General features: G+C 73.9%; 27 protein-coding genes. 13 read left to right on the top strand and 14 right to left on the bottom strand.

The features are described 5' to 3' along the window. Window positions 1-38 precede the first annotated feature (38 nt). Window positions 39-908, bottom strand: coding sequence for a LysR family transcriptional regulator (locus tag GEV43_RS13290; protein ID WP_160820964.1), 870 nt, complete (start codon window positions 906-908; stop codon window positions 39-41). Between the two features lie 158 nt (window positions 909-1066). On the opposite strand from GEV43_RS13290, the gene GEV43_RS13285 reads away from it, so the two are divergent. Continuing rightward, window positions 1067-1978 carry an RNA polymerase subunit sigma-70 gene (locus tag GEV43_RS13285; RefSeq protein ID WP_160820963.1) on the top strand — a complete coding sequence of 304 codons (912 nt, stop codon included), beginning with the start codon at window positions 1067-1069 and terminating at the stop codon, window positions 1976-1978. 58 nt (window positions 1979-2036) lie between these two features. After that, window positions 2037-2465 (top strand): DUF1579 domain-containing protein, encoded by a 429-nt coding sequence (locus GEV43_RS13280; RefSeq protein ID WP_160820962.1) that lies wholly within the window; start codon window positions 2037-2039, stop codon window positions 2463-2465. Window positions 2466-2547: 82 nt separating this feature from the next. Here GEV43_RS13280 and GEV43_RS13275 read toward each other — a convergent pair whose 3' ends face one another. Further along, window positions 2548-3441: an NAD(P)H-binding protein gene (locus tag GEV43_RS13275; protein WP_160820961.1), complete on the bottom strand. Its 894-nt coding sequence runs from the start codon at window positions 3439-3441 to the stop codon at window positions 2548-2550. 83 nt (window positions 3442-3524) lie between these two features. On the opposite strand from GEV43_RS13275, the gene GEV43_RS13270 reads away from it, so the two are divergent. Then, complete coding sequence (locus GEV43_RS13270; protein WP_160820960.1) at window positions 3525-4166, top strand: TetR/AcrR family transcriptional regulator; 642 nt, start codon at window positions 3525-3527, stop codon at window positions 4164-4166. Between the two features lie 407 nt (window positions 4167-4573). On the opposite strand, the gene GEV43_RS13265 is transcribed toward GEV43_RS13270, so the two are convergent. The 3 genes from GEV43_RS13265 to GEV43_RS13255 form a co-directional block, all read right to left on the bottom strand. After that, a complete protein-coding gene (locus tag GEV43_RS13265; RefSeq protein ID WP_309239613.1) occupies window positions 4574-5383 on the bottom strand; it encodes an MBL fold metallo-hydrolase in 810 nt (269 codons plus the stop codon). A gap of 43 nt (window positions 5384-5426) precedes the next feature. After that, entirely contained in the window at window positions 5427-5618 is a 192-nt protein-coding gene (locus GEV43_RS13260; protein ID WP_160820959.1) for a hypothetical protein, read from the bottom strand. A gap of 120 nt (window positions 5619-5738) precedes the next feature. Further along, window positions 5739-7121 carry a DHA2 family efflux MFS transporter permease subunit gene (locus tag GEV43_RS13255; protein WP_160820958.1) on the bottom strand — a complete coding sequence of 461 codons (1383 nt, stop codon included), beginning with the start codon at window positions 7119-7121 and terminating at the stop codon, window positions 5739-5741. A gap of 73 nt (window positions 7122-7194) precedes the next feature. On the opposite strand from GEV43_RS13255, the gene GEV43_RS13250 reads away from it, so the two are divergent. Together GEV43_RS13250 and GEV43_RS13245 are read left to right on the top strand one after the other, a co-directional pair. After that, a complete protein-coding gene (locus GEV43_RS13250) occupies window positions 7195-7614 on the top strand; it encodes a MarR family transcriptional regulator (RefSeq protein ID WP_160820957.1) in 420 nt (139 codons plus the stop codon). Window positions 7615-7695: 81 nt separating this feature from the next. After that, complete coding sequence (locus tag GEV43_RS13245; RefSeq protein WP_309239612.1) at window positions 7696-8118, top strand: NUDIX domain-containing protein; 423 nt, start codon at window positions 7696-7698, stop codon at window positions 8116-8118. 79 nt (window positions 8119-8197) lie between these two features. Here GEV43_RS13245 and GEV43_RS13240 read toward each other — a convergent pair whose 3' ends face one another. After that, entirely contained in the window at window positions 8198-9991 is a 1794-nt protein-coding gene (locus GEV43_RS13240; protein WP_160820955.1) for a serine/threonine-protein kinase, read from the bottom strand. 126 nt (window positions 9992-10117) lie between these two features. Beyond that, complete coding sequence (locus GEV43_RS13235) at window positions 10118-10921, bottom strand: MerR family transcriptional regulator (RefSeq protein WP_160820954.1); 804 nt, start codon at window positions 10919-10921, stop codon at window positions 10118-10120. A 124-nt stretch (window positions 10922-11045) separates the two neighbouring features. Here GEV43_RS13235 and GEV43_RS13230 point away from each other — a divergent pair, with 124 nt between their 5' ends. The 3 genes from GEV43_RS13230 (at window position 11046) to GEV43_RS13220 (ending at window position 13388) form a co-directional block, all read left to right on the top strand. After that, entirely contained in the window at window positions 11046-11597 is a 552-nt protein-coding gene (locus GEV43_RS13230; protein WP_160820953.1) for an SCP2 sterol-binding domain-containing protein, read from the top strand. A gap of 83 nt (window positions 11598-11680) precedes the next feature. Then, window positions 11681-12130, top strand: a complete 450-nt coding sequence (locus GEV43_RS13225) for an SCP2 sterol-binding domain-containing protein (RefSeq protein ID WP_160820952.1) — start codon at window positions 11681-11683, stop codon at window positions 12128-12130. Window positions 12131-12149: 19 nt separating this feature from the next. Continuing rightward, window positions 12150-13388: a CdaR family transcriptional regulator gene (locus GEV43_RS13220; protein ID WP_160820951.1), complete on the top strand. Its 1239-nt coding sequence runs from the start codon at window positions 12150-12152 to the stop codon at window positions 13386-13388. A gap of 14 nt (window positions 13389-13402) precedes the next feature. Here GEV43_RS13220 and GEV43_RS13215 read toward each other — a convergent pair whose 3' ends face one another. Together GEV43_RS13215 and alaS are read right to left on the bottom strand one after the other, a co-directional pair. After that, entirely contained in the window at window positions 13403-14680 is a 1278-nt protein-coding gene (locus GEV43_RS13215; protein WP_160820950.1) for a hypothetical protein, read from the bottom strand. Between the two features lie 187 nt (window positions 14681-14867). Continuing rightward, the gene (gene alaS, locus GEV43_RS13210) at window positions 14868-17504 is read right to left on the bottom strand and encodes an alanine--tRNA ligase (protein ID WP_160820949.1); all 2637 of its coding nucleotides are present in this window, start codon (window positions 17502-17504) and stop codon (window positions 14868-14870) included. A gap of 58 nt (window positions 17505-17562) precedes the next feature. Here alaS and tsaD point away from each other — a divergent pair, with 58 nt between their 5' ends. From tsaD to GEV43_RS13195, 3 genes are all read left to right on the top strand, one after another. Further along, window positions 17563-18558, top strand: a complete 996-nt coding sequence (tsaD, locus tag GEV43_RS13205; protein ID WP_160820948.1) for a tRNA (adenosine(37)-N6)-threonylcarbamoyltransferase complex transferase subunit TsaD — start codon at window positions 17563-17565, stop codon at window positions 18556-18558. 279 nt (window positions 18559-18837) lie between these two features. Next, window positions 18838-19320 carry a MarR family winged helix-turn-helix transcriptional regulator gene (locus tag GEV43_RS13200; protein WP_160820947.1) on the top strand — a complete coding sequence of 161 codons (483 nt, stop codon included), beginning with the start codon at window positions 18838-18840 and terminating at the stop codon, window positions 19318-19320. A gap of 510 nt (window positions 19321-19830) precedes the next feature. Continuing rightward, window positions 19831-20232, top strand: coding sequence for an ATP-binding protein (locus GEV43_RS13195; protein ID WP_241682881.1), 402 nt, complete (start codon window positions 19831-19833; stop codon window positions 20230-20232). Window positions 20233-20333: 101 nt separating this feature from the next. Here the strand turns inward: GEV43_RS13195 and GEV43_RS13190 are convergent, their stop codons facing one another. The 3 genes from GEV43_RS13190 to GEV43_RS13180 all read right to left on the bottom strand — a co-directional run bounded on the left by GEV43_RS13190 (window position 20334) and on the right by GEV43_RS13180 (window position 22789). Beyond that, entirely contained in the window at window positions 20334-21104 is a 771-nt protein-coding gene (locus GEV43_RS13190; RefSeq protein WP_160820945.1) for a choice-of-anchor P family protein, read from the bottom strand. Window positions 21105-21149: 45 nt separating this feature from the next. After that, window positions 21150-21953 (bottom strand): L,D-transpeptidase, encoded by an 804-nt coding sequence (locus GEV43_RS13185; protein ID WP_160820944.1) that lies wholly within the window; start codon window positions 21951-21953, stop codon window positions 21150-21152. Between the two features lie 347 nt (window positions 21954-22300). Continuing rightward, the gene (locus tag GEV43_RS13180; protein ID WP_160820943.1) at window positions 22301-22789 is read right to left on the bottom strand and encodes a MarR family transcriptional regulator; all 489 of its coding nucleotides are present in this window, start codon (window positions 22787-22789) and stop codon (window positions 22301-22303) included. A gap of 148 nt (window positions 22790-22937) precedes the next feature. Here GEV43_RS13180 and GEV43_RS13175 point away from each other — a divergent pair, with 148 nt between their 5' ends. After that, window positions 22938-23276, top strand: a complete 339-nt coding sequence (locus GEV43_RS13175) for an STAS domain-containing protein (RefSeq protein ID WP_160820942.1) — start codon at window positions 22938-22940, stop codon at window positions 23274-23276. Between the two features lie 103 nt (window positions 23277-23379). On the opposite strand, the gene GEV43_RS50110 is transcribed toward GEV43_RS13175, so the two are convergent. Both GEV43_RS50110 and GEV43_RS13165 read right to left on the bottom strand, forming a co-directional pair. Further along, the gene (locus GEV43_RS50110; RefSeq protein ID WP_241682880.1) at window positions 23380-23763 is read right to left on the bottom strand and encodes a hypothetical protein; all 384 of its coding nucleotides are present in this window, start codon (window positions 23761-23763) and stop codon (window positions 23380-23382) included. Between the two features lie 73 nt (window positions 23764-23836). Next, complete coding sequence (locus GEV43_RS13165) at window positions 23837-25366, bottom strand: pentapeptide repeat-containing protein (protein WP_160820941.1); 1530 nt, start codon at window positions 25364-25366, stop codon at window positions 23837-23839. A 270-nt stretch (window positions 25367-25636) separates the two neighbouring features. On the opposite strand from GEV43_RS13165, the gene GEV43_RS13160 reads away from it, so the two are divergent. Then, window positions 25637-26197 (top strand): hypothetical protein, encoded by a 561-nt coding sequence (locus GEV43_RS13160; protein ID WP_160820940.1) that lies wholly within the window; start codon window positions 25637-25639, stop codon window positions 26195-26197. The last annotated feature ends 101 nt before the right edge of the window (window positions 26198-26298 follow it).

The raw sequence follows: 26298 nt of genomic DNA, 5'->3' as shown, positions 1-26298 counted from the left end.
GTCCAAGTCGTAACGGCGATGACGCTGATAAGCAGCCCTTATCGAACGGCGCAGGCGATGAACTGCTGGGCGGCCGGGGACAGTTCGCCGCGGCTCACCAGCGCGATGTCGAGGCTGCTTTCCGGTTCGATGTCCAGCACCCGCGCGCCCGCCTGTTCGGCCATGCCGCGCCATGCCTCGGTCACCACCGCCACTCCCACACCCGCCAGCACCAGCGGAAGGAGCGAGACCCGGTGTTCGGTCTCCGCCGCGATGGCGAATTCGACGCCCCGTTCGCTCAGGCCGTCGACATAGGCGCGCATTCCGGTGCCGGACTGGCCGACGATCAGCCGGTGGCCGGACAGTTCCTCGCAGGCCACGCGATCCTTGTCGGGGAACGGCCCGTCAGGCGCGGCGACCAGGACGAAGCGCTGCCTTCCGACGGGATGGACGGTCACCTCCTTTTCCGGCAACGGGCCCGCCGTCGCGAGCAGCCCCAGTTCGGCGGCGCCCGTGCGCACCATCTCGACCACGTCCCGTGCCGTGAAAGCGGCCTTGATGACCACCGACACCCCGGGGAAGCGATCGCTGAACGAACGGATCATCGTCGTCAGCGGCTCCACGGCCTGGGACGGCATCGCCGCCACGTCCAGCCGCCCGGTCCGCAGTTCCTCGACGGCGGCGACCCTGGCCCGTGCGGTCTGGAGGCTGCGCACGGCCGCCCGCGCGGGCTCGATCAGCGCGCGCCCGGCCTCGGTCAGCACCGCCCGACGCCCGATGCGGTGGAACAGCGAACTCCCGAGGTCGCGCTCCAGGCTCTGAACCGCCTGCGAGAGCGCCGGCTGCGAGACGTACAGGGCCGTCGCCGCGCGGTTGAAGCCCCCGTGGTCCACGATCGCGAGGAAGTACTCCAGCTGCCGGACGTCCATGCCCCGATCCTCACACTCCCCGCCCCCGGGCCCGCCCGGCGGCGGGCTCGTCGCGTCCGCCCGCGCGGTGCCGTCCAGTGTCTACGCTTGTGGCCGGAGTGATGGTGGTCCGGGGTGTTCTGGTCTGGAGGCGGTGAACGGTCATCGGGTGGCAGGACATGGGCGAGGCGGCGTTCGTCGAGGCGGCGGAGCGGCACCGGGACGAGTTGCGGGTGCACTGCTACCGGATGCTCGGCTCGTTCAGCGACGCCGAGGACCTGGTGCAGGAGACCCTGCTTCGGGCGTGGCGCAAGCGCGACGGCTTCGAGGGGCGGTCGACGTTGCGCGCCTGGCTCTACCGGATCGCCACGAACGCGTGCCTGGACTTCCTGGCGAGCCCGGCGCGGGCCAGGGAGGTCGCGATGGCCGAGTCGCCGATCGCCGAGATCACCTGGCTGGAGCCGTACCCCGACCGGCTGCTGGACGCGGCGTCCGAGGTCGTCGAGAAGGAGACCATCGAGCTGGCGTTCCTGGCGGCCGTGCAGCATCTCCCGCCGAGGCAGCGGGCGGTGCTGATCACGCGGGACGTGCTGGGGTGGCCGGCGGCGGAGACGGCCGCGACGCTGGACATGAGCGTCGCGTCGGTCAAGAGCGCGTTGCAGCGGGCGCGGGCGACCATGCGGGCGAAGCTGCCGGAACGGCGGGCGGAGTGGAGCCGGCAGGCCGGCGAACGCGAGCAGGCCGTCGTGCGGCGCTACGTCGAGGCGTCGCAGGGAGCCGATCCGGCCTCGTTCACCGCCCTGCTGCGCGAGGACGCGCGCCAGACGATGCCGCCGGTCAACCTGGTGTACGAGGGCCGCGCCGCGATCCTGGCGATGTGGGAGTCGGCCCTCGCCGACACCGACACCTGGGGCGAGTGGCGCTCGGTCGCGACGTCGGCGAACCGGCAGCCCGCGGTGGCCAACTGGGCGCGGCCCCCGGGCCAGAGCGCGTGGACGCCCGTCAACATCGACGTGCTGCGGATCGAGGACGGGCTGATCGCCGAGATCACGACGTTCGCGCCGGAGCGGCTCGCGGAGTTCGGGCTCTAGACCGATTCCTTTTCCGTCCGGGCCCCGTCATAAGGGGAAACGACGGAGAGGAACCATCATGGCTGACAACATCCCGGACGCCGGACTGCGCGCGCTGGACCGGCTCGTCGGAACGTGGCGCGTGACCGGCGGCGCCGAGGGAACGGTCACCTACCGCTGGCTGGACGGCGGCTTCTTCATGATTCAGGACGTCGAGATGCGGCATGCCGGCGAGGAGGTCAAGGGGATGGAGGTCATCGGCCGCGAGCGTCCCTTCGGCGCCGAGCAGCCGGGCGAGGACATCAAGTCCCGCTTCTACGACAGCGCCGGGAACACCTTCGACTACGTGTACGAGATGGACGGCGACGTCCTGACGATCTGGGGCGGGGAGAAGGGATCGCCCGCCTACTTCAAGGGCGCGTTCAACGAGGACGGCACCGTCATGGACGGGGCGTGGGTGTACCCGGGCGGCGGCGGTTACGACTCGACGATGACCCGCGTCTCCTGACCTCCGTACCCTCGTGCCGTGCCGTGCCCGCCCGCACGACCGGGCACGGCACGAGGGACGAGGCGCGGGACGCGTGCGTCTGTCAGGCGGCGGCGACGGCGGGCTTGAGGGTGTCCTCGCACCACTGCCGGAACGTGGTGGGGGTGTCGATCGCGTGCCGCGGCGTACGGGCGATGCCGTGGTCGAGGCCGCCGTCCTTGGCGATCATCATGTCGAGCATGCCCTGGGCCATGGCGCCGGACGCGCCCGAGCCGGTGAGCTGGTCGACCAGCGCCTCACCGGGGATCCGCCGGTACTCGACGGGCGTGCCGAGCACGTCGGAGACGACGGCGGCCATGTCGGCGCCGGACAGGTCCTCGGGGCCGAGCAGCGGCACCTCCTCCTGGCCGGACCAGGACGTGTCGAGCAGCAGGCGCGCGGCGACCGCGGCGATGTCGCGCGCGGCCACGGCGGGCAGCGCGAGGCCGGGGGCGAGGGTGCCCGTGAACGCGCCCTGCTCCTTGATCAACCGGGCCTGGCGCAGCAGGTTGTCCATGAACGAGCCCGCGGCGAGCGCGCGGAACGCCGCGCCGGTGCCCGCGATCAGGTCGTCCATGGCCAGCGAGCCGGTCACGTACCCGGCCCGGTCCGCGTGCGCGGTGCCGCGCCCGAGGGCGCTGACGTCCACGACGCGCTTGACGCCGCGGTCGCGGATGGCCTCGACCGCGGGACGGGAGAACCCGACGTACGCCTCGTCTACGCTGGCGGCGTGGTGGTCGGTCGGGAGCAGCCAGAACAGGGCGTCGGCGCCGTCGAAGGCGCGGGCGGCGACCTCCGGGTCGCCGTGCGAGCCCTGGACGACCTCGGCCCGTTCGCGGACGCCGGCGGGCAGCCTCGCCGGGTCGCGCACGACGACGCGGACCGGCCGGTCGCCCGCGAGCACGTGGTCGAGGACCCGGCGCCCGATGTTTCCGGTAGGTGCGGTGATGACGATCATGTGGTGCCCTCCAGCGGCGGGGGACGCGGCGTCCCCAATTAGTAAACTCAACCGTACCGTTTACATGTGGAGATGCAAGTCGAATGAGCCAGCAGGGCGGACCGCGGCGGGGTGAGCAGCGGCGCGGGGAGGAACTGCGGCGCCACATCCTGTTCGCGGCCAAGGACGTGTTCCTGGAGACCGGGTACGAACGGGCGTCGATGGACAGCGTCGCGGTGCGCGCCAAGACGTCCAAGCGGTCGCTGTACGCGCACTTCGAGAGCAAGGACAAGCTCTTCCTCGCGGTGCTGGACCTCGTCGGCGAGCTCTACCTCAACAAGTTGAAGACCCCCGACGCGTACGCCGGCGACCCCGCTGAGGCGGTGGTGCTGTTCTGCGGGCGGTTCCTCGAACTGATGGTCTGGGAGCCCCAGGTGCGCACCTGCCGCCTGAGCATCGCCGAGGCCGAACGCCTGCCCGGCAGTTCGAGCGCGTACTTCGACGCCATGTTCGCCGCCACCTACGAACGCCTCGCCGCCTACCTGGCCGACCGGTACGGCATGGACCAGGCCGCCGCCGCGGCGCTCGGGGAGGACCTGCTCGCCCGCGCCGTCCTGCCGCGCCTGTTCCGCACGCTGCTCAACGTCGACAGCGCCACCAAGGTCATGCCGAGCGACACGTCCCTGTCCGAAGACGTCGACCTGGACGCGATCCGCCGCCGCGTCACCGCGGCCCTGCCCACCTGACCCACCGTTCGCGTACGAGCCCGCCCAGGTGGGACGCGGTTTCTCGCGTTCAGCGCGGATTGCCGGTGTGCTCGCGGATTGAAGTGCGTTCTGCAGGGGATGGGCCAGCGCGACGGACCGGCGTGCTCGGGGTCCGGGAAACGGCGCCAGGTGGGTGACGCCTCCCGGACCGGTGCCGGGGAGGAACCGCCCCGGTGCTCCCGAGCACGCCGGCCTGGGGCAGCGCGCGTGCTGGTTTCGCTCGACCCCTTTCCATGGGGACGCGCCGTCCCGGCACGCACCGCTTCCGCGCCGGCCCGCGCGAGAGGGGTGCGTGCCCTCCAGCTTGCTGCGCCGACGCGCTCCTGCCTAGAGCCCCCGAACGCCCCGTACCCGCTCCCAGCTCGCGCCTGCCCTGGGCCCGGCGCTCAGAGGGTCAGGGTCTGGCCTCGGTCGATGTGCCGGAGGCGGGCGCTCATACCGCGCCGTTCCACCTCGGTCCGGAAGGCGGACAGGGGCGACTTCTGAACGGTGTAGTCGTCGTAGTGCACGGGCAGAACGGAGCGGCACGGGATCGTCTCCATCCACCGTGCGCCCTGCCGTCCGTCCATGGTGACCGTCAGCACACCCAGCAGCCTGGTGCCGCCCAGGTGCACGATCCCGGTGTCGATCTCGGGGTGCCGTCGCGCGACCTCCGCGAGACCCTCGTACATGAGGGTGTCGCCGCTGATGTAGAGGCGGAACTCGGGTTCGGCGTCCCGGGGGCCGAACTCCAGCAGCGACCCCATGACCGGCGGCAGCAGATGGCGGAGCGGCCCGGGTCCGTGGCGGCCCGGCATCGCGGTCAGGCGCAGCCGGCGCCCGTCCTTGGTGATCTCCGTGTGCTGCCAGGTGCGCAGCGCCCGCGCTCCGCGGAACCCCCGCTTGTCCAGGGCGCGCGCGGCGGCCTCGGTCGTCAGGACGGGCAGCGCCCGGTCCAGGCCCCGTTCGGCCACCCGGTCCCAGTGGTCGTCGTGCAGGTGGGAGAGCACGACCGCGTCGAGGTCGGGCAACTGCTCCACCGACAGCGCCGGCTCCTTCAACCGCCTGCTGCGCAGCCCGTAGCCCAGGTAGGCGTGCTGGCCCTTGTGCAGGAAGTTCGGATCGGTCAGGAGCGTGAAGCCGCCGTACCTGATGATCACGGTGGCGTTGCCGACGAACGTCACCGAGCCGTCGGGCGGCGTCACCCCGTCCGCCACGGCCCCTCCACGCCGGGCCCGGCCCGCCGCCCGAAGGACGCGCTCACCGTCCGGTGAGGTCGTCGCGGTCCTGGCCGGACTCGTCCATCGCCTCTTGCAGGGCGGCCCCGACCGCGGTGCGCTCCCCGCCGTCCGGCCTGCCGCCCTTGCCCTTCCGGCGGTCCCGGCCGTCCTCCCGCCCCAAGACCTGATCGGTCTTCTCGGTCTTGGGGGCGTTCTCTTCCGGAGTGGTCATCCTGGCTCCCTCGTTCACCGTCGCGTTCCCTCTTGGACCCGGCTACCCGATCACGACCTGCTGTAACAGCCAACACGAAACCTGTAACCCCCCTTAAGCAACCAGAGCGCGGCGAAGCCTTCAGGACGCCTTCCGCGCGTTGACCGCGGGTGGGGTGCCGTTGCGGGTGAGGAGGACGGTCAGGGCTGCGAGGGTCAGGGCCGCTATGGGGAACGTCAGGGCCAGGTGGATGCCGGTCAGGGGGGAACCGACGGCCATCAGGGCGGTGGCGGCGGCGGTGCCCAGGACCGAGCCGAGCTGGCGGACGGTGTTGTTGATGCCGGAGGCGGCTCCGGCCAGGGGCGGGGGGACGTTGCGCATGGCCTCGGAGGAGAGCGGGGCGATCACGCAGCCGGTGCCGAGGCCCATCAGCATGAGCGGGAGGACGAACGTGGCGGCGTGGGCGGTCGGGGTCGTGAGGAGCGCCGTGGCCGCGAGGCCGAGCGTGTAGGAGAGCAGGCCGGCGAGGAGGACGCGGCGGCCTCCGACGCGGTCGCTGAGGCGGCCGGCGAACGGGGAGACCAGCAGGGAGACCAGCGGGGACGGGGCCAGGGCGAGTCCGGCGCGCATCGCGCTGAGGCCGAGGTCCTGCTGGAGGTAGAGGCTGAGCGGGAGGACGGCGGCGACCAGGGCGGCGCCGATCGCGCCGATCAGGGCGGTCATGACGGCGAAGCCGCGGTCGCGGAAGAGGGCGAACGGGACGAGCGGGTCGGCGTTCTGGCGGCGGGCCTGGTGGCGCAGGAACGCCGCGCCGAGGAGCGGGCCGGTGGCCCCGAGCACCCAGATCCACGCGTTCCAGGAGTAGCGGTCGCCTTCCATCAGGGCGAACGTGAGGCAGGTCAGGGCGGCGGTGGAGAGCAGGACGCCGGGGAGGTCCAGGCGGCCGGCGCGGGCGGGCCGGACGTCCGGGATCAGCAGGAACGTCATCGCGAGGACGAGCAGGCCGATCGGGACGTTGATGAAGAACACCCAGCGCCACCCGGCCGTGCTGACCAGGAACCCGCCGAGGGTGGGCCCGGAAAGGGTCGCCACGCCCGCGACCGAGCCCCAGACGCCGAGGGCGGCGCCGCGCCGTCCGGCGGGGAAGGTGGTCACGATCAGCGCCATGGTCTGCGGGGTCAGCAGCGCCGCCCCGAGGCCCTGGACGGCGCGGGCGGCGATCAGCGTCGCGGGGCCGGTCGCGAGGCCGCAGGCGGCGCTGGCGAGGGTGAACACCGCGACGCCGGCGGCGAAGAGGGCGCGCCGGCCCTTCAGGTCGCCGAGCCGCGAGGACGTCACCAGCAGGGCGGCGAGGACGAGGGCGTAGCCGCTGACGGTCCACATCACCTGGTCGAGGCCGGTGTGCAGGGAGCGCATCACGTCCGGGACGGCGATGTTGACGATCGTCAGGTCGAGCAGGGTCATGAAGAACCCGAGGGACAGCGTGGCGAGGACGGCCCAGGGGTTGCCGCGCGGCGTGGTCATGGCCCAGAACATATACATCTGATTTAGATGCATCAAGACAAGATGCATCTAAAATCGATGTAAGTTGGGGCGCGTGAACGTCACCGAGCTGTTCCTGCTGGGGCACCGCCTCCAGAAGATCGCCGAGGCCGCGATCCCCACCGAGGGCGTCGGCGAGCACCCCACCAGCACCCGTACCGTCCTGATCGTCGCCGCGGACGTCCGCGAGCATCCCGGCACCACCGTCACCGAGATCGCCAAGCGCACCGACCTCGTGCAGAGCCAGGTGTCCAACTGCGTCGCCCGGTTGCGCGCCGCCGGGGCGGTCGTCGCCGAGGCCGATCCGGCCGACCGGCGCCGCACGCTGCTCAGGCCCTGCCCCGAGGAGTCCCCGCGTGCGGCGACCGTTCGCGACGCCTCTGTACGGCCCGCGCTCGCCGCAGTGACCGAGGAGGTGGACGAGGCGATCGCGCTGATGGAGCGGCTGACCGTTCTGCTCCGGGGCCCGGCGTGACGCCCGGCGTGTCATAGTCACCGAATGACTCAAGGTGGGGTGCTTGGAGGGGCGCGGAATCCTGCGCGGCATCGGCCGATCGTGGACGTCCACGTGCTGCTGCTGGACGCCGAAGGGAGAGTCCTGCTGATGGAACGGGCGAACACCGGATACGCCGACGGGCGTGCGGGCGTCCCGTCCGGCCATCTGGAGCGGGGCGAGTCGGTGCTCGCGGCGGCGATCCGCGAGGCCGAGGAGGAGGTGGCCGTCCGGCTGCGCCCGGATGACCTGAGATTCGTGCACGTCAGCCACCGCAGCGGGCCGGGCGAGGAGGACCGGGTGGGGTTCTTCTTCGCCGCGGCCCGCTGGGACGGCGAGCCGGTCAACAACGAGCCGGAGAAATGCGCCGGGATCTGGTGGAGCGATCCGGACGACCTTCCGGCCAGCACGGTGGACTACATCGCCGACGCGATCCGCCGCGTACGCCGCGATTCCGAGGCGTTCTCGGTGTACGGCTGGGACTGACCCCCCGACGGGACCGACCCCCGACGGGACCGACCCCCGCCGGAGCTGATTCGGCACGCGACCCCGGCGGCGGAACGGGTCACACCGGCAGTTTCGCGGCCAGGGACGGGACGAGGAGGTCCCGCACCTTCGCGTACGGCGCGGTGAGCTTGTCGTACGGGCATTCGCTGCCGCCCTCCGAGACGTTCAGCTCGAACTGGTTCGTGTCCAGGAAGATGGTCACGTACGGCGGGTTCTCCCCGGTGTCGGCGGTGCCGGCGGGGGGCTTGGACGGGAAGAAGTCGGCGCGTTCGGGGAACTCGCCGCGACGGCAGCCCGTCGGCCCGTAGATGCTGCCGCCCCGGACGGTCAGGCGGCCCCACAGCGTCCGGATGCCCGACGCGGTGAGCGTGCCCGGCTTGAAGACGTCGTCCGCGGTGAGCGCGCGGCCGGTCTTGAGATCGACGGTCACGGCCCAGCCGGGCATCACGCCGTCCACCGGGAAGCACAGCGTGCTCTTGTTCGCGTAGACGGCCGAGACGAGCGACGGGCCCTTGACGCCCATGCGCGCGGTCAGGGCGACGGTGCTGTTGTTCCCCTTGCACATCGAACGGGTCTCGACCTCGGCGGTCTGGCTGCTCAGCCGTTGGACGGTCCAGTCGACCGGCGCCCGGAGCTGCTGGTTGGCGCTCTGCTGCACCGCCCCGTCGCGGAGCCCGGTGATCTTCGCGTACTGCGAGCGCACCGCCACGGGAACGCCGCTGAGCAGCCGGCTCTCCGTCGCGATCACGGCGGCGACCGGACGGGCCTTCGCGGGCCCGGAGTCGTGCTGGACGGAGTAGGCGGCCGTTCCCCCGCCCGCGACGAGGGCCGTTCCCGCGACGCCGACCGCGACCTTGCCGCCGACCCCGGCCAGGAACCCGCCGGACGCGGCGCCGCCTCCCGTCCCGCCCGCCGCCGTGGCGCCCGTGCCCGCCGCGGCGGCGCTCGTGCCCGCGGCGGCCGTCGTCGCGGCGGCGGTGGTGGGCGCGAGACCGGCCGCCGCGAGGGGGAACAGCGACGCCAGCGCGACCGCCGCCCCCGCGAGCGCGCGGATGCCGCGCGTCTCCCAGTCGGCCCCGTACGCCGCCGTCGCGGCGGCCTCCAGCTCCCCGACGAACGCCGCCGCCCCCGCCGGACGGCTCGCGGGGTCCTTCGCCATGCCCCGCGCCAGCAGGCCGCGCACCGCCTCCGGCACGTCCTCGACCGGCGGCGGCGCGTTCAGGTGCCCGGCCATCAGCGCCGCGGCGTCCCCGCCGAACGGGCGGCGCCCGGCGAGGCACTCGTAGAACACGCACGTGGCGGCGTACACGTCGGCGGCCGGGGTGGCGGGCTCGCCGCGCCACTGCTCGGGCGCCATGTACGCGGGCGTCCCGGACCGGTTCCCCTCGCCCGCCGGGATCGCGATGCCGAAGTCGATCAGCTTGCTCAGCCCGTCGGCGCGGACGACGACGTTCGCCGGCTTGTAGTCGCGGTGCACCACCCCGACCCCGTGCGCCGCCGCGAGTCCGAGCAGCGAGCCCTTCAGCACGGTCAGCGCCTGCTCGGGGGTGAGCCGCCCGTGCTCGGCCAGCACCCGCTTGAGCGGCACGCCCTCGACGGCCTCCATCACGATCGCCGCGCCGTGCTCGCTCTCCACCAGCCGGTACAGCCGCGCCACGTGCGGGTCGGAGACCTGCCCGAGCAGCCGCGCCTCGCGCCGCAGCCCCTCCACCTGCCCGGCCGCGACCGACGCCACGTACTTGATCGCGACGGGCGAGCCCGACCCCTCGTGCCGCGCGAGCACCACCCGGCCCTGCGCGCCCGCGCCGAGCTCCCGCACCTCGTCGAACCCCGAGACCTGCCAGTCGCTCACGGAACGTCCTCTCCTCAACGGCGCAGCGTGATCATTCGGATCATCGGATGAGACGCGCCCTTCCGGGGACGGGTTGGGCGGATTCGCAGCGACTTCGTAACGTTCGCCGGTCTGCCCGGGGACCGGTCATTCGGGCGTGGCGGTCCGTTCCGGGCGTGGCGATTCGGCGGGAGCGGTGAGCCGGGCGACGTTCTCGACCTGGTCGCTGAACGTCGCCATGACCTGGGTCTGCATGGACCGGGCCAGCAGCCCGTGGACGGCCGACTGGGCGAGCGGCCGCAGCCGCGTGATGAGCCGCGCGATCTCGGGCAGGTCCTGGCGCTCGGAGCGGCCGGGGCCGGCGTCGAGGTCGGCGTGGTCCACGGTGAGCTGGACGAACCGCCGGGCGATCGTGTCGCAGTCGCCGGACAGGCGGCCCGCGATGTCGAAGACGGTGGCCAGCGGGATTCCGGCGGCGACCAACTCGGCGCCCACGTTCAGCAGCTTCGGGCTCGGGATCCGGTAGCGGTCGCCCGCGGGCTCGACGAAGCCGAGCGACTCGGCGCGGCGGAGCGTCTCGGCGATCTCGTCGGGGGACACCTTCTCCCGCGGCAGGCCCGGGTAGAACAGCTCGCTGAGCTCGGCGAGCGTGAGGTAGCCGGGGATCTCGTCGGACCAGGGGTCGGTGAGGACCTTCTCCAGTCCCATCAGCTCGCCGAGGTCGTGCCCGCGCTCCCAGGCCGAGATCAGGTCGGCGATCGTCGCGATCGTGTAGCCGCGCTCCTGGAGCTGGACGATCAGCCGGATGCGGGCCAGGTGCGAGTCGTCGTACAGGCCCGTCCGCCCTTGCAGCCGAGGCGGGGGGAGCACGCCGCGCTCCTGGAAGGCGCGCACGTTCCGGACGCTGGTTTCGGCGGCGCGGGCCAGGTCGTCGATGCGGTACGTGGTCATGGACTTCCGATCCTCGGGGCGCTCTTGACGGAACCCGATCCTAACTCCAGACTGTGGGACGCCAATCTTTGTCCCATAAATCTGCGGGACATAGAATCGCGGCTCATTGTGGAGAGGACCACCGATGGCCGACAACGACAAGCCGAACACCCTGGACGACCTGCGCGCGCTGCTCGACCAGGCCGGGGGCACGGACCTGACCGCCCTGCTGGAGCAGCTCGACGCGGGCGACCTCGCGCGGGTCGCCGAGCAGATCACCACCCCCGGCGAGCTCGGCACGCTGCTGGAGCTGGCGGACGGCGACGACGCCCTGATCGACCGCTTCCTCGACAAGGCGGGCGCCGACCCGATGCTCGACCGCGTCTTCGAGCTCATGCCGACCCGGTTCGTCAGCGAGCGCCTCGCCACCGAGACCGGCGTGGTCGAGTGGCACATCAGGACGCCGGAGGGCGAGAAGGTCTACCACCTGTCGATCGCCCAGGGGAACGCCGAGGCCGCGCGCGGCCCGGCCGCGAACGCGCGCACGACGCTCACCATGTCGGCGGCCGACCTGCTGCGGCTGTGCGCCGGCACGCTCAACGGCGTCACCGCGTTCATGAACGGCACCCTCAAGCTCGCCGGCGACATGATGTTCGGCGCGAAGCTGCCCGCGGCCTTCGACACCAGCGCCGCCTGACCCGTCCCATGTCCCGCCCCGCGTCCCGCCCGCCCCGGGTCCCGGTCCGGGCGGGCGGGGCGGGGCCGATGAAGGAGGCACGTGTGGACGAGGCGCTGAAGCCGCTGCTCGACAGCATCCGTACGCCGGAGCACCTGAGGCGGTTGCTGGACATCGAGGGCGTGGACGACGCGTTCATCGCGGAGTTCGTCGAGAGCGTCGGGGCCGGCGTGGTCCTCGACCAGGTCTTCGACCTCATGGCCGCCAGGTACGCGCCCGAACGGGCGAAGGGACGGCACGGGGTCGTGCAGTGGAACGTGCGGACCCCGTCCGGACGGCCGCGCCACTACCAGCTCGCGCTGGCCCCGCACGGCGCGGTCGCGCGGCGCGGCAAGGCGGTCCGGCCCAAGGTCACGCTCACCCTGGCCGCCCCCGACCTGCTGCGGCTGTGCGCCGGACGGCTGCGCGTCGTCCCCGCCCTGCGCGACCGGTCGCTCAGGGTCTCGGGCAACCTGCTGTTCGGCGCGCGCCTGCCCCGGTGGTTCGACTACTGAACGGCTACGGGGAGACGACATGGACGAGCAGGCCCCGCTCGTGGACTTCTCCGCGCTCGACCAGAGCCAGCTCGAACGGCTCGCGGCGGCCTCGGCCGCGCTCCGGCCGTACGTGCCCGAGGTGGCGCGGGAGGCCGTGGCGCAGATCAGGCGGGAGGTCCCGCAGTACGCCCCGCCGCACGACCCCCGGTACGCGCGCGTCCTGGACGCCATGGTCGGCGGACTGATCGGGCACTTCGTGGAGCTGATGGGCGACCCGCGCGCGCCGTCCGGGGAGTACCTCGGCCTCGCGCGGCGCGTCGGCGCCGGGGAGGCGCGCGAGGGCCGGGGCCTGGAGCAGTGGCAGGCCGCGATGCGGATCGGCGCCGGGCTCGCGGTCGGACGGCTCACCGACCGCGCCGGACGGCTCGGGCTCGGCGGGACGGTCGGCGAGATGGGGCAGATCGCGCGGGCCGTGCTGGCGTTCACCGACCGGATCGCCGAGGCTGTCGCGGCCGGGCACGCCGAGGCCGGGGCGCGGGCGGCGGGCGAACGGGCCGGGCACCGCCGGGCCCTGGTGGACCTGCTGCTCGCGCCGGATCCGTCCGCGCCCGAGCTCGTCGAGGCGGCGGGCCGCGCGGGCTGGGAGCTGCCGCACAGCGTCGCGGCCGTCGCCCTGCGCTCGCGCGAGGCGTTCGCGGCGCGCCGTCCGATGCTGCCCTCCGACGCGCTCGCCGCCCTGCACCTGGACGAGCCGTGCGTGATCGTTCCCGATCCCGAAGGGCCGGGGCGGCGGCACCAGCTCGAAACGGGGCTGCGCGACTGGCAGGCCGCGATCGGCCCGCCCGTCGGCGTCACCGGCGTCGCCACGTCGCTGCGCTGGGCGCGCCAGGCCCTCGCCCTCGCCCGCACCGGCGCGGTGGACGCCGGCAAGCCGATCTACGCGACCGAGCACATGCCGCTGATCGTCATGGCGCGCGAGCGCGAGCTGGTGGACCTCGTCGCGGCCGAACGGCTCGCGCCGCTGCGCCGGATCAGCCCGCCGAAGCGCCGGGACCTCGCCGAGACGCTGCTGGCGCTGATCGAGTGCCGGTTCAACTCCACGACGGTGGCGAACCGGCTGCGGCTGCACCCGCAGACGATCCGCTACCGGCTGCGCCGCATCGAGGAGCTCTTCGGCTCCGACCTGCACGAGCCCGCGCTCCAGCTCGAACTGCACATGACCCTGCGCGCCTGGCTCGCCGCCCACACCCCGCCCCCGCCCGACGACGGTCCCTAGCCCGACGACGGCCCCTAGCGTCCGGAGCCGCCTGTGGAACGGACGCCGCCGGTGACCGTCAGCTCGTCGATCCGGCCGTGGACGAGGTCGAGCGCGGCGACGCCCTCCCCGTGCGTGACGAGGCCGCCGTCCACGCGGACGCGCCGCACGTGCCCGCCGGGCTTCAGGCTGAGGGCGTTCGCGGCGAGCCGGACGAGGGCGCCCTTGACCAGGCTGTCGCCCTCCGCGCCGTACGTCTCGATGCCGCGGCGCACGACCAGCTCGCCGCACGGCCGCCCGATCTGGACGCCGACCGCCGCGTCCGCGTGCGTGACGATGCGGTCGAACTCGGCGGTCTCGATCGTCCCCTCGTAGACGTTGAAGCCGCGCGCGCCCCGGCCGAACGTCTCGATGGGCGCGGCGACGTCCAGCCGCCGCAGCGTCCCGAAGTGGACGAAGCCGATGCCGCTCGGGCCGTACGAGGTGAGCGGGGCCCGCGCCGTCCAGGTGCCCGCCTCGCCCCACAGGTCCAGGACCATGTCGTTCACGCCGTACGTGGTGACCGGGCCGTCGTTCACCACCTCGTGGACGTACGCGCCGGCCGCGACGAAGACGCCGCCGGTGATCTCGCCCGCCGTGCCCTCGGGGATGCCGCCGTCGGTGAACACCGGCCCGGTCGTCAGCCGCGTGATCTCCAGCCGCCCGCCCTCGCCCCGCCCCTCCTCCCCGGCCCGGTCCCCGTCCGCGTCCCCGCCCGCGACGAGGACGCCGCTGCCGCGCACCGGCGCGCCCTCCCGCCCCGCGGACACGCCGATCAGCTCGGCGGTGATCACGACGTCCGGGTCGGGCTGCCGGTTGCGCAGGGTGAACGCGCCCAGCCGGGCGTGCACGTTGTAGGCGTACGGTCGCGGCAGGGCCTCGCGCGCGTCGGCCGCCTCCACGTCGAGGCGGGAGACGGCCACGTGCCCGGCCCGTACGGCGTCCCGGGCGACGATCTCGACCCGGCCGACGGTGGCGACGTCCGACAGCGCGAGGATGCCGAGGTCGGGCACGCTCGTGTCGTTGAAGACCGCGCGGGCGGCGGGGTCGCCGGTCTCCAGGCGGAGCGAGGACAGGGCGTTGTCGGCGGTGAGCCGCACGCCCTCGGCGCCGGGCGCGAAGGCGAGCGCCGCGGACGCGTCCGTGCCCGACAGCGAGCGGCCGGGCACCAGGCGGAGGGACGGCAGCCCCTCGATGCGGCCGGAGACAGCGATGTCGTCGGCGCCGGCCGCGACGGCCGCCTCCAGCGCGGCGCTGTCCTTGACGACGAGCACGAGGGCCTCCCGGACGGTTGCGGTTCCTCCCTGGGGCCTTCCACCTGCCGGTTCGCGACACACCGGGATGGACGACTGTTTGCCCGCCGTGTCCGCACCCGGCCCCGCCCCGGCTCCGCCCCGGGATCGGCCATGCGCCCGGCCCGTCGCGTCCACCGGGCCGGGGAGGCGTTCGCGATCGTCCGGCTTAGCGACCGCCCGCGCGTTCGGTGATCAGGCTGGTCAGCCGCGCGACCGCGGCCTGCGCGTCGGCGGGCGCGCGGCCCTGAGCGGTCGCGGCGCCGCCCCCGCCCCTGCCGTCCAGAACGGTCTTGACCAGCTCCGCGGCCGACAGGCCCGCTGCCCGGCCGGGATCGTTCACGGCGACGACCAGGACGGCAGGGGAGAAGACCGCCGCGACCGCCGGCGTAGGCGGCAGCGCGGCTAGCACGTGCGCCGCGAGCGCCCTCGGGTCCTCGGCCGTGTGCGCCGTCGCGAACGCGGTCCCGGCCAGGTCGGTGCGGGCGCCCGCGATCCGGGCGGCCTCGGCGGCGAGCAGCCGGTCGAGCAGGCGGCGGTTCTCCCGCTCGGCGTCCTTGAGCCGGTCGGCCAGCGCCGCGACGCGGGCGGCGACCTCGTCGCGGGGCGCGTTGAGCCGGCCGGCGAGGCCCGCGACGAGGTCGCGTTCGCGGGCGAGGTAGCGGAACGCCTCGATGCCCGTGACCGCCTCCACGCGTCGCCGCCCCGACCCGACGGACGACTCCGCGGTGAGCGCGATCGACCCGATCTGCGACGCGTGCTCCACGTGCGTGCCGCCGCACAGCTCCCGCGACCACGCGCCGCCGATCTCCACGACCCGTACCGTCTCGTCGTACGTCTCGCCGAACAGCGCGAGCGCCCCGATCTCGCGCGCCCGCGCGAGGGGCATGTACCGGACGTCCACCGGAAGGTCGCGGCGGAGCGCGAGGTTGGCCACCTCCTCCACCTCGCTCCGCGTCTCGGGCGACAGGCCGCCGCGCCAGGAGAAGTCGAGGCGCAGGTAGCCGGGCCGGTTGTACGACCCCGACTGCAACGCCGCCGGACCGAGGACCGTCCGCAGCGCCGCGTGCACCACGTGCGTGCCCGAGTGGGCCTGGCGCGCGCCGGTCCGCCACTCCTCGTCCACTACGGCGTGGACGGCCGCGCCCGCGGGCAGTTCGCCACCGGTGATCCGCACCTGGTGGGCGACGAGCCCCTTGACGGGCCGCTGGACGTCCAGCACCTCGGCGGTGAAGCCCGGCCCCTCGAACGTCCCCGCGTCGCTCTCCTGCCCGCCCGACTCGGCGTAGAACGGCGTCCGGTCCAGGACGACGGTGACGATCTCCCCGGCCCCGGCGGACGCCGCGGGCACGCCCTCCCGCAGGATCGCGACGGCCTTCGCCTCGGCGGTGAGCGTCTCGTGCGCGAGCCATCGCGTGGGGCCGTGCTCGTCCAGGACCGCACGGAACGCGCCCGTACCGGCGTGGCCGGTCTTCTTCGCCCGCGCGTCCTCCTTGGCGCGGTGCCGCTGCTCGGCCATGAGCCGCCGGAAACCCTCGACGTCCACCTCCACGCCCCGTTCCGCCGCGATCTCGACGGTCAGGTCGATCGGGAAGCCGTAGGTGTCGTGCAGCCGGAACGCGGTGTCCGCGGCCAGCCGCCGCCCCGCGCCGGGCCCGTCCTCGTGGTCGAGCGCCTGGTCGAGGATGGCTCCGCCCTGGCGGAGGGTGCCCCGGAACGCCTCCTCCTCGCCGTACGCGATGGAGGAGATGCGGTCGAAGCCGGACGCCAGCTCCGGATAGGAGGGCGCCATGCAGTCACGGGCCACGGGCAGCAGGCTCGGCAGCGCCGGGCCCTCGTGCCCGAGCAGCCGGACGGCCCGTACCGCCCTGCGCAGCACGCGCCGCAGCACGTACCCGCGGCCCTCGTTGGACGGCGTCACGCCGTCGCCGATCAGCATCAGCGCCGTACGGACGTGGTCGGCGACCACCCGCAGCCGCACGTCGTCCGAGGCGTCGCGGCCGTAGCGGCGGCCGGTCAGCCCGGCGGCGGCGTCCAGGACGGGCCGCGTCTCGTCGATCTCGTACAGGTTGCGGACGTCCTGGAGGAGGACCGCCATGCGCTCCAGGCCCATGCCGGTGTCGATGTTGCGGGTGGGCAGCTCGCCGAGGACCGGGTAGTCCTCCTTGCCGGTGCCCTCGCCGCGCTCGTACTGCATGAAGACGAGGTTCCAGAACTCCAGGTAGCGGTCCTCGTCCACCTCGGGGCCGCCCTCGCGCCCGTACGCCGGGCCGCGGTCGTAGTACAGCTCCGAGCAGGGGCCGCACGGCCCGGGAACGCCCATCGACCAGAAGTTGTCGGCCTTCCCCCGCCGGACGATCCGCTCCTCCGGCAGGCCGACCATGTCGCGCCACAGGGCGTACGCCTCGTCGTCGTCGCGGTAGACCGTCGCCCAGATCCGTTCGGGGTCGAGGCCGTAGCCGCCCTCGGCGACCGGCGCGGTCACCAGCGACCACGCGAGCCGTACCGCCTCCTCCTTGAAGTAGTCGCCGAACGAGAAGTTGCCGCTCATCTGGAAGAACGTGCCGTGCCGCGTGGTGCGCCCGACCTCCTCGATGTCGAGGGTCCGCACGCACTTCTGGACGCTCGCCGCGCGCCGGTGCGGCGGCGTGGCCTGGCCCAGCAGGTACGGCTTGAACGGCACCATGCCCGCGTTCACGAACAGCAGGTTCGGGTCCTCGGCGGGCAGCGGCGCGCTCGCCGCGACGGTGTGGCCCGCCGCCTCGAAGTGGGCCAGGAACCGCCGCTTGACCTCCGCCGTGCGCATGTTCGACGCCCCCTTGTTGCATATAGTTCGTACTTGCAACTCTATTGCAGTAAGGGGGATGGGCGTGGCGACCGTGCTCGGGATCGAGACCTCGTGCGACGAGACCGGCGTCGGGATCGTCGCGGACGGCCGCCTGCTCGGCGCCGCCCTCGCCTCGTCCATGGACGAGCACGCGCGCTTCGGCGGCGTGGTGCCCGAGATCGCCGCCCGCGCCCACCTGGAGTCGCTCGTCCCCTGCCTGGACGCCGCGTTCGCCGACGCCGGGATCGCCCCGCGCGACCTCGACGCCGTCGCCGTCACCTCCGGCCCCGGCCTCGCGACCGCCCTGCACACCGGCGTCGCCGCCGCCAAGGCCCTCGCGGCCGCCTGGAACCTCCCCCTGTACGGCGTGCACCACCTCGCCGGGCACGTCGCCGCCGACACCCTCGAACACGGCCCGCTGCCCGGACGCTGCGTCGCGCTGATCGTCTCCGGCGGGCACACCTCCACGCTCCTGCTCGGCGACCTGGCCCGCGACCCGATCGTCCACCTCGGCGACACCCGCGACGACGCGGCGGGCGAGGCGTTCGACAAGGTGGCCCGGATCCTCGGCCTGCCCTATCCGGGCGGGCCCGCCATCGACCGCGCCGCCCGCGGCGGCGACCCGGACGCGATCGCGTTCCCCCGCGGCCTGCTCGGCGCGGGGCCCGACTTCTCGTTCTCCGGCCTCAAGACCGCGGTGGCGCGCCTGGTCGAACGCGAGCGGCGGCCCCTCGCCGACGTCGCCGCCTCGTTCCAGGAGGCCGTGGTGGACGTGCTGACCCGCAAGGCCGTGGACGCCTGCCGCGCCCACGGCGTCCGCACCCTGGTGATCGTCGGCGGCGTCGCCGCGAACGCCCGCCTCCGCGAGGTCGCCGCCGCCCGCTGCGCCGCCGCCGGCCTCGCCCTCCGCGTCCCCCCGCCGGCCCTCTGCACCGACAACGGCGCCATGATCGCCGCCGTGGGCGACCTCCTCACCACCGCCGGCGCGGAACCCGCCCCCCTCACCCTCCCCATCACCCCGACGGCCCCCTGACCCGAGCCACCTGCCCCGCCTGAGCGCCTAGGCCGCGGGAGGAACCTGCCGGGCGGCGCGCGCCTGCTGGATGGAGACCGCCAGGGAGAGAACGGCGATCACCGTCGCGCAGACCGCGGTGACCGTGTCGGCGTCCACGGATGCTCCTCCGGTGTCGGGGCGGCCCCGTGATCGGAATGGCCGTGGCCAATGAGACCGCCCGGGGCCCGGGGCGGTTCCGCCCGAGTCCGCGGGGCGGGTGGATTGGCGCGGGGGTGGGGGGACGGGTAGAAAGTGCGCATGGGCGACGAGGACGGGGTGGACGACGTCACCTCGGCCGTGCTGACGGCCTCGCGGCTGCTGGTCGCGATCTCGGCGCGCTCGCTGGCGGCGGTGCAGGACGCGGTCACGTTGCCGCAGTTCAGGCTGCTGGTGGTGCTCGCGTCGCAGGGGCCCGCCAAGCTCGTGACGCTCGCCGAGCTGCTCGGCGTCAACCCGTCCACCGCGATGCGGATGGTCGACCGGATGATCGCCGCCGGGTTCGTCGACCGGCGGGCCAGCCCGCACAGCGGGCGCGAGGTCCGCATCCAGCTCACCGCCGCCGGACGGGCCCTGGTGGACGGCGTCACCGCGCGCCGACGCGCCGAGATCGCCGCCGTGGTCGCGCGGATGCCCGAGGAGGAGCGGCGCGTGCTGGTCGGCGCGCTGCGGGCGTTCAACGAGGCGGGCGGAGAACCCCCGGCTCCGGCCCCTGCCCCGGCCGTCCCGCTCGGCTGGGCCTGAACCCGCACCGGGGAGTCACGGGGCCGCCGCGCCAATCCGCCGTACGGACGCAATGCGAAATCGCGCCGGAGAAAGGAAAGCCCTCCTCGCGGTCACCGCACTGATCGTTGATCCATCTCCAGAGCGGAATCGCCGCACCGCTCGTCGCCCATCCGGCCGGTGCGATCGGGGCCGTTCGCGACGGCCTTCCGGGAACGGCGTCGCACGACCGTCCTGGTCAACGTGACCGGCGGCACAGCGGATGACCGACATGAACGGCGTCGTGCGCCATGGCGGCATCGAGCGGATCTTCCCGTTGCCCGGCGGGACCGGCGCCGCCGGCCAGATCCCGAATCTGCTGAAGAACGGCTAATCAGAACGACCCCGGGGCCCCCGGTTTCGGCGGTCTCCCAGAGTGACGGAAGGGAAGGAAAACAGTCACATTAGCCTCCTGATGCGTTTCCGCCGTCCGGGGCCGGGAAACCTGCCCATAACGAGGAACGGGGGCGTCACATGGAGGTCGTGATCGAAATGACCTTGCCGAGGGACGCGGAGAGCGCGCCGCTGGTCCGGCACACGCTCGACGCCTCGCTCCGGGGTCTCGGCGTCACCCCCGACATTCGCGCCGACATCGCGCTCGCCCTGGGTGAGGCGTGCGCCAACGTCATCCAGCACGCCGCCGCCAGCCGCCAGTACGAGGTCCGCGCCACCATGGACGGCGTCCGCTGCGTGGTCGAGGTCATCGACGGCGGCGGGGGCGGCGGGACCGCGGCGGCCGACCGCGAGGTCTGGGGCGAGCGCGAGGCCATGCTCAGCGCCGAACACGGCCGGGGGCTGCATCTGATCCGCGAGTTCACCGAGGGCCTGCGCATCAGCGACCGCGTCCACGCCGCGGGCGCCGTGGTCCACTTCGAGAAGTCCCTGGCCGGCTGAGCCGGGCCGCCCCGGGGCGGTGGCCCCGGGCAGGCGTACGGCCCGGTGCCGGAGCGATCCGGGACCGGGCCGTGGTCGTTCGTCAGCCGGTGCGGGAGAGGTCAGCCGGTGACCGGCAGTTCGTTGCGGACCGGGCTCGGGGCGGGGGCCTCGCCCGGCTTGCCGTGCCCACCGGACTTGCCGTGGTTGCCGGACTTGCCGTGGTGAGCGTGGTGGCCGCCGTGCGAGCTCTGCTGGTTGTGACCGCTGTGCGTGCTCTGCACGACGCCTCCCGAGCGCGGTCCGTTCTTGCCGCAGGTGGCGTTCGCGACCTGGACGGACGCGCCCTTCCCGACCGGGAGGTCGAGCACCATCCCGGTCACCGCGAGCCGCCCGTCGGCCGTCCGCCGCTGCTTGTTGAGGACCAGGGACGCCTTGCCGACGCCGTTCACCCGCACCGGGACGGTGGTGTTGGGCGGGGGCGCCACGTTCAGGCCCCTGCCCGCGAGCAGGGCGTGGGCCAGCCGCGTCGAGCCGCGCCCGCCGTCGCACTTCACCGCGACCGCCGACGCGCCGAGCTGCGCCATCGGCACCGCCAGGTGCGCCACCGTCGAACCGGCGCGCGCCGAGGTCGCCTTCACGTCCAGCGCGGACGCCTTGACCAGCTTGGTGCTGTCCTCGCGCAGCAGGCTCTTGCGCACCTCCGCCGACCGGGACGAGACCGCCGGCACCGGGGGAACGCCGACGGGGCCGGTGACCGACAGCCCGTACGCCGAGCCCTCGCCTTTCGGGGCGGCCGTCGCGTCGGTGGCCGGCAGCGCCGCGAGCAGTCCGGCGGCCCCGGCGATCGTGCCCGCCTGGACCAGCAGGCGCGTGACATTCCTATAACGCATTGAGTCGTCTCCAGTGAGATTCGAGGGGGCGGAACGGAGTGCCGTTCAGCCGGAGATGTGAACGAGGGTTCCGAGGGGGACCCGCGACAATTCCCGCAGCGCCTCCTTGGGCACGCGGACGCAGCCGTGGGTGACAGCCTTTCCGAAGACCGACCTGTCGGGCCAGCCGTGCAAGGCCACCGTTCCCGGGCCGCCGCCGAAAGTGTCGAGGGTCGCCGAATGCGTGCCGAGCGGGAGGACCAGCGGACTGGGCGTCCCTTTCGCCGGTGCGAGCTGCGCCAGCAGGAACGTGCGCCCGGACGGGGTGGGGGTGCGCGCGGCGCCGACGGCCACCGTCCAGGAACCGACCCGGCGCGAGGACTTCAGCAGCGTCAGCTTGCGGCGGGCGAGGTCGACCTTGACCACGTACGGCGTGCGCGCCGTACGGAGCCCGGGGCTCCGCTCGGAGATCCAGCCGCTCGCCTGGTCGGGCCTGCTCGGCAGCAGCACGCGCAGCCAGCCGCCCGACCGTTCCACCACGGGGACCCAGGTGGGGCCCTTGAGCTGCTCGGCCGGGAGGGTGGCGACCGGACGGCCGCCGGGCCGGTCGGCGACCGGCACGGCACCGGCCGGGTGCGCGACGAGCCCGTCGGTCGCGGCCCGCGGCGTCGCGTCCTTCGGAACGCCGCGCAGCTCGGCGAACGTGGTGGCCTCGGGAGGCTCGGCCGCGGTCGCCTCCGGGCCCTTCGCGGACGCCTTGCCGGAGGGCGGGCCCCCGCAGCCGCCGATCAGGAGCGCGGCGGCCACCGGCAGCAGCGCGCCGAGCGCGAGCGGACCCGAGGATCCGCCGCGCAGGCGGCGTTCGATCATTGAAGCCTCCCCCGTGGTCATGGCGTTCCCGATACAGACACCGGGAAAGATGTTTACGGTCGCCGACTCGCGGGATGCTAGCCGGGTCGGAGCCGCTCATGTAGGTGACTTCCAAAAAGAACGCCCGGCTTTCTCTCGCCCGTACGAGCCATTTATCGCCGGGCGCACCGAATTTCCTTACCGGTCGGGAAATCTGCCAATTAAGCCGACCGCCCCAATTGTCCGCGCGGGAGCCGTCCCGCCGCAAAACGCCCGTCCCCGGACGAACCCAACGCGAGCACGCCGCGGCCAGGGGAGGGCGGTACGGGCGAGGACGGGGCGTAAGGGGCGGTGCGGGGAGGGCGGGGTCAGGCGGGCATGAGGAAGGAGCCGTCCCCGCCGTCGGAGTCGTCGGGGGAGGAGCGGGCGGCGGCCTCGTTGAACTGGGTGAGGCCCCACACCAGTGCCGCGCGGGCGGGCGGGGACATCCTGGCGAGGACGCGGGCCAGCCGTTCGCGGCGGCGGGCGCGCAGGCGGTCGAGCAGGTCGCGGCCCTCGGGCGTCAGGCGGACGGTGACCTCGCGGCGGTCGCGGCCGGGATCGCGCAGGAGCAGGCCCGCCGTCTCCAGCCGGTCGCACAGGCGGCTCGCGGACGACACCAGCGAGCCGAGCTCGGACGCCAGGCTGCTGACGTTGACGGGACCGCGCTCCACCACGAACAGCGCGCGCAACTGCGTCGTCGGGACGGGGACTCCGGCGGAGTTGTGGGCGTGCGTCCACGTGGCCATCAGGTGGTGCGCCGCGTCGTCCAAAGCCGCCGCGGACTCCGCGGCCCCCTCACTCGGTGTGGCGACCATGCCCTCCACTGTTACATACCGGACGGGTCGGGCGTCACGGCCCCCTCCCCGCGCCGCGTTTCCCGGCGGCCGATCCGGCGCTCCGGAGATGATTACGGAGAGTAATCATGGGGAATGACGTGCGGCGAGGTGAAGGGAGTGATCGGGAATGCTGCGGGAAGCGTCGCGTTCGCCGTCCGTCCGCGCCGGGTCCGAGGGCCCGGAGCCGTGGACGATCCTGCGCCCGCGAGGGGAGCTGGACTGCGCCCGCGCCGACGAGCTGCGCGCGGCCATCGGCGCGGCCCTGGCCGGGGGCGGGCGGCCGAGGATCGCCCTCGATCTCGGCGACGTCGCGTTCTGCGACTCCTACGGGCTGTCGGTGCTGGTGTTCGGCGCGAAGAAGGTCGGCGACCGCGGCGGCGTGCTGCTGCTGTCGAACGTCACGCGGCAGGTCCGTTCGCTCATCAAACGCTGCGGACTCGAACAACTGCTGACCGTGGCCCCCTGAACATCGCGCTCGGGCCGCGCCGGACGGATGGCGCCGTTCGGCGGCGGCGAGCGCGTTGGCGAGGGTCGCGACAAGGGCCGCGAGAAGGCCGTCGATAAGCCGGTCAGGCGCTCCGGGGAGTGGACGGGGTGGTGCGTTTGGCGGCCTTTTGCGCGTTGCGGCGCTGGGTCGCGGCGAGCCGCGCCCGGTTGAGGCTTTCGCGGACGCGCGCGGCGCCGCGCAGGGCGGTCGCGGTGTCGGTGGAACGGCCCGCGTAAACGGCGAGCACTTCGCGGACGGGCGGCGGCGTCCATTCCTCGCGAAGGATCATGGACGGGGACGGGTTTACCGGGAACGCCTCGGCATGGCCCGCCGCATGGGGGGTGGCGGGGATCTCCGGGAGGCGCGCGGAGGCGCTTTCGGCGTCGGCGGGAGAGGGGACGGGGACGAGCGCCAGATGGGTTTGGCAGTGCGGGCACCGCAACCCTCGGATGCTGTCTCTGCTCATAACCCAGATCATTACCCGGGGGTCTGACAAAATGACCCTCGACCGCCTTTGCCGCTTTTAGTGATCTCGTTCGTTAAGGCGAACGCAGGTCCGAGTACGGCGACGGATGGGGCGCCCGCTGCTGCGCCGCGGCCGGGGAGCGCCCGCCGCGCACGACCGTGACCAGGCACAACAGCAGTACCGCCACGAGCGCGAGCCAGAGGAACGCCCGGCCCGCCCGCAGGCCGTACCCGCAGGTCACCCAGAGCAGGTGCAGCAGCATCCGGCGCCACTGGTCGGGCTCGGCGTGCCGCCGGATCTCCAGCGCCGAGTAGCGGAAGTCGCGCGCCAGGCCGGCGTCGGACCCGGCCGTCGCCCGCGCGAGCTGCCGGTAGAGCGCCTCCAGCCGGTCCGCCGACGTCCGCGTGAACGGTTCGCCGGGCCCGCCGGGCCGGCCGCCGGACGGTCCGGACGGGTCGTCCGCGAGGACGGCGTGGCCGCGGCCGTTCCGCCACGGGTTCCACCAGCGCCCGCGCGGCGCCGTCGCGAACGAGCAGCCGCCCGTGATCCGCAGCGACCCGGCGCGGCGCAGCCCCGCGAACCGGCACGCGCTGAGATCGACGTCGGCGAGGTCGAGCCGTTCGGCCGTCGCACCGCGTAGCGACGTGACGCGCACGGCGCCGTCGCCCGGCCACGACTCCGGCTCGGGAACGTACTGGAATCGGTGCGCGAGAGGCCGTACGGCCGCGCTCCCGTCGAACGACGCGTCCTCAAGGTCGATATCGGCGTGGCGGAGACGGAAGTCCGCAGCGCCGCGTACGGTCACGGCCCGCGCGGTCAGTTCCCGTGCGGCGGCGTCCACGCGGAGGCCGCCGTGCGCGGTGGCGTTCGCGAGGGTGAGCCGTTCGGCGACGAGCGGGCCGAGCCACAGGTCGTGCCGGAAGCGCGCGCGGTCGAAGCGGGCCTGCCGCGCGACCCGTACGCGCCGGAACGACACCGCGCCGCCGAAGCACGCCGCCTGCATCAGCGCGTCCCGCCCGAACCGCGCGCGGTCGAAGCACGCCGCGCCGATGAACACGGCGTGCGCGAACGAGGCGTCGGCGTTCCAGGCGGCCTCGCCGAAGAGCGCGTCCCCGGCGAAGACGGTCTCGTCGAACGACGCGTGCCGTCCGAAGCGGGCGTCGTGGAACGACACGTTGCCCGCGAAGCGCGCCCCGCGGAACGACACGTGCCCGAGGAAGCGCACGTCGAAGAACGACGCCCCGCCGACGAAGGCCGCGCCGTCGAACGAGCTGTCGCCCTCGAAGCACGCGTTGCGCAGGGGCGCGTGCGACGGCAGGACCGCGCCGTCGAGGCGGGTGCGGCCGAGGTGCGGCCGGCCGTCGGGGCCGGTGACCGCGTCCAGGACGGCGGCGAGCAGCCCCGCCGACACGGTGGCGCCGCGCAGGTCGAGGTCCCCGCCGGGCCGCAGCCCGCGCAGGAAGCGTTCCAACTGGTCGGGCCGCAGGTGGGCCGGGCAGGCCCGGAACCGGTCGTCCGCCCGGCCCGCGCATCCGTCCACGGCGGCGCACCGGGTCCAGAGAAGCGCGGTGGGGGACGCGGAGGGAGACACGAGAGGGCTCACCGTCCCGTTGTACCCACCTGGCGTTCCGTCGTGAATCCCCCGCTTCGGACAGGTAGGTCTCCCTTCGGTGAGCCCGCGCGCCCCCGCGGTGCCGAACGCGCGCCGTCCGCTTCTCGCCCCGCGCCGCCGCGTGCACCCTGACCTGCGGTGGAACGGTTCACGCCCGCTGAGGCCCGGCCGGCGCCGCGGGCCGGAACCGGACGCGCCTCGGCGGCGCGGCGGCCGGAAACGGCGCGTGGCCTGTTCGGGCCGCCGACGTACGCTGGGCGCATGGGGGAACGGAGCCGCTGGGCAGCGGACGTCCACGCGCGCCCGGACGACGCTCCCGGACTCGCCCGCCGCGTTCTCGCGGTGCTCGCCGCCGCCGAGATCGTGGCGCCCGAACGGACCGACTGCGTGCTCGGCGACGTCCCCGGCGGGTACGCGCCGGGCCCGGCCGTGAAGTCGGCGGTGCTCGACGAGTGGACCGGCGGCGGCGAGGGCTGGCCCGACGTGTGGCCGAACGGGCTGGAGATCGACGTCGCCCGTACCGCCTACTACGGGCCCGTGCGGGAGGACGACCGCGTCACCTGCCCGCGCTGCGGCGCGTGGCTGCCGTTCTCGGCGGCGCTCCCGGCGGTGGAGGAGTGGCTGGAGGGCGGGCCCGCCGACCTGTCGTGCGCGCGGTGCGCGCGGCGGTCCGGGCTGAACGCGTGGCACTGGCCGGTCCCGTGCGCGTTCGCCGTGCTCGGCCTGCGGTTCTGGAACTGGCCGCCGCTCGCCGGGCCGTTCGTGGACGAGCTGTCGGCCGTGCTCGGACATCCGCTGGTCACCGGCTGGTCGGGCGCCTGACGGCTCCGCGCGGTCCCGGCCGCGGGGCCGCCGTTCCCGGAACGCCGAGTGATCAACGGGAACCAGGGGCATGATCGACGTATCTGACTCTTGGCCGAAAC

Origin of the sequence: Actinomadura sp. J1-007 (assembly GCF_009793335.1) — a bacterium.
Classification (GTDB): Bacteria; Actinomycetota; Actinomycetes; order Streptosporangiales; family Streptosporangiaceae; genus Spirillospora; species Spirillospora yumaensis.
Note: the sequence above shows the minus strand (reverse complement) of the source record. Positions and strands in the feature narration are given on the sequence as shown.

Coding starts and splice junctions, on each gene's coding strand:
- GEV43_RS13280 (WP_160820962.1), top strand. CDS start 2,037: ATGGCTGACAACATCCCGGACGCCGGACTGCGCGCGCTGGACCGGCTC.
- GEV43_RS13290 (WP_160820964.1), bottom strand. CDS start 908: ATGGACGTCCGGCAGCTGGAGTACTTCCTCGCGATCGTGGACCACGGG.
- GEV43_RS13185 (WP_160820944.1), bottom strand. CDS start 21,953: ATGATCGAACGCCGCCTGCGCGGCGGATCCTCGGGTCCGCTCGCGCTC.
- GEV43_RS13200 (WP_160820947.1), top strand. CDS start 18,838: ATGGGCGACGAGGACGGGGTGGACGACGTCACCTCGGCCGTGCTGACG.
- GEV43_RS13275 (WP_160820961.1), bottom strand. CDS start 3,441: ATGATCGTCATCACCGCACCTACCGGAAACATCGGGCGCCGGGTCCTC.
- GEV43_RS13270 (WP_160820960.1), top strand. CDS start 3,525: ATGAGCCAGCAGGGCGGACCGCGGCGGGGTGAGCAGCGGCGCGGGGAG.
- GEV43_RS13235 (WP_160820954.1), bottom strand. CDS start 10,921: ATGACCACGTACCGCATCGACGACCTGGCCCGCGCCGCCGAAACCAGC.
- GEV43_RS13260 (WP_160820959.1), bottom strand. CDS start 5,618: ATGACCACTCCGGAAGAGAACGCCCCCAAGACCGAGAAGACCGATCAG.
- GEV43_RS13180 (WP_160820943.1), bottom strand. CDS start 22,789: ATGGTCGCCACACCGAGTGAGGGGGCCGCGGAGTCCGCGGCGGCTTTG.
- GEV43_RS50110 (WP_241682880.1), bottom strand. CDS start 23,763: ATGAGCAGAGACAGCATCCGAGGGTTGCGGTGCCCGCACTGCCAAACC.
- GEV43_RS13175 (WP_160820942.1), top strand. CDS start 22,938: ATGCTGCGGGAAGCGTCGCGTTCGCCGTCCGTCCGCGCCGGGTCCGAG.
- GEV43_RS13195 (WP_241682881.1), top strand. CDS start 19,831: ATGACCTTGCCGAGGGACGCGGAGAGCGCGCCGCTGGTCCGGCACACG.
- GEV43_RS13190 (WP_160820945.1), bottom strand. CDS start 21,104: ATGCGTTATAGGAATGTCACGCGCCTGCTGGTCCAGGCGGGCACGATC.
- tsaD (WP_160820948.1), top strand. CDS start 17,563: ATGGGCGTGGCGACCGTGCTCGGGATCGAGACCTCGTGCGACGAGACC.
- GEV43_RS13285 (WP_160820963.1), top strand. CDS start 1,067: ATGGGCGAGGCGGCGTTCGTCGAGGCGGCGGAGCGGCACCGGGACGAG.
- GEV43_RS13230 (WP_160820953.1), top strand. CDS start 11,046: ATGGCCGACAACGACAAGCCGAACACCCTGGACGACCTGCGCGCGCTG.
- alaS (WP_160820949.1), bottom strand. CDS start 17,504: ATGCGCACGGCGGAGGTCAAGCGGCGGTTCCTGGCCCACTTCGAGGCG.
- GEV43_RS13160 (WP_160820940.1), top strand. CDS start 25,637: ATGGGGGAACGGAGCCGCTGGGCAGCGGACGTCCACGCGCGCCCGGAC.
- GEV43_RS13255 (WP_160820958.1), bottom strand. CDS start 7,121: ATGACCACGCCGCGCGGCAACCCCTGGGCCGTCCTCGCCACGCTGTCC.
- GEV43_RS13220 (WP_160820951.1), top strand. CDS start 12,150: ATGGACGAGCAGGCCCCGCTCGTGGACTTCTCCGCGCTCGACCAGAGC.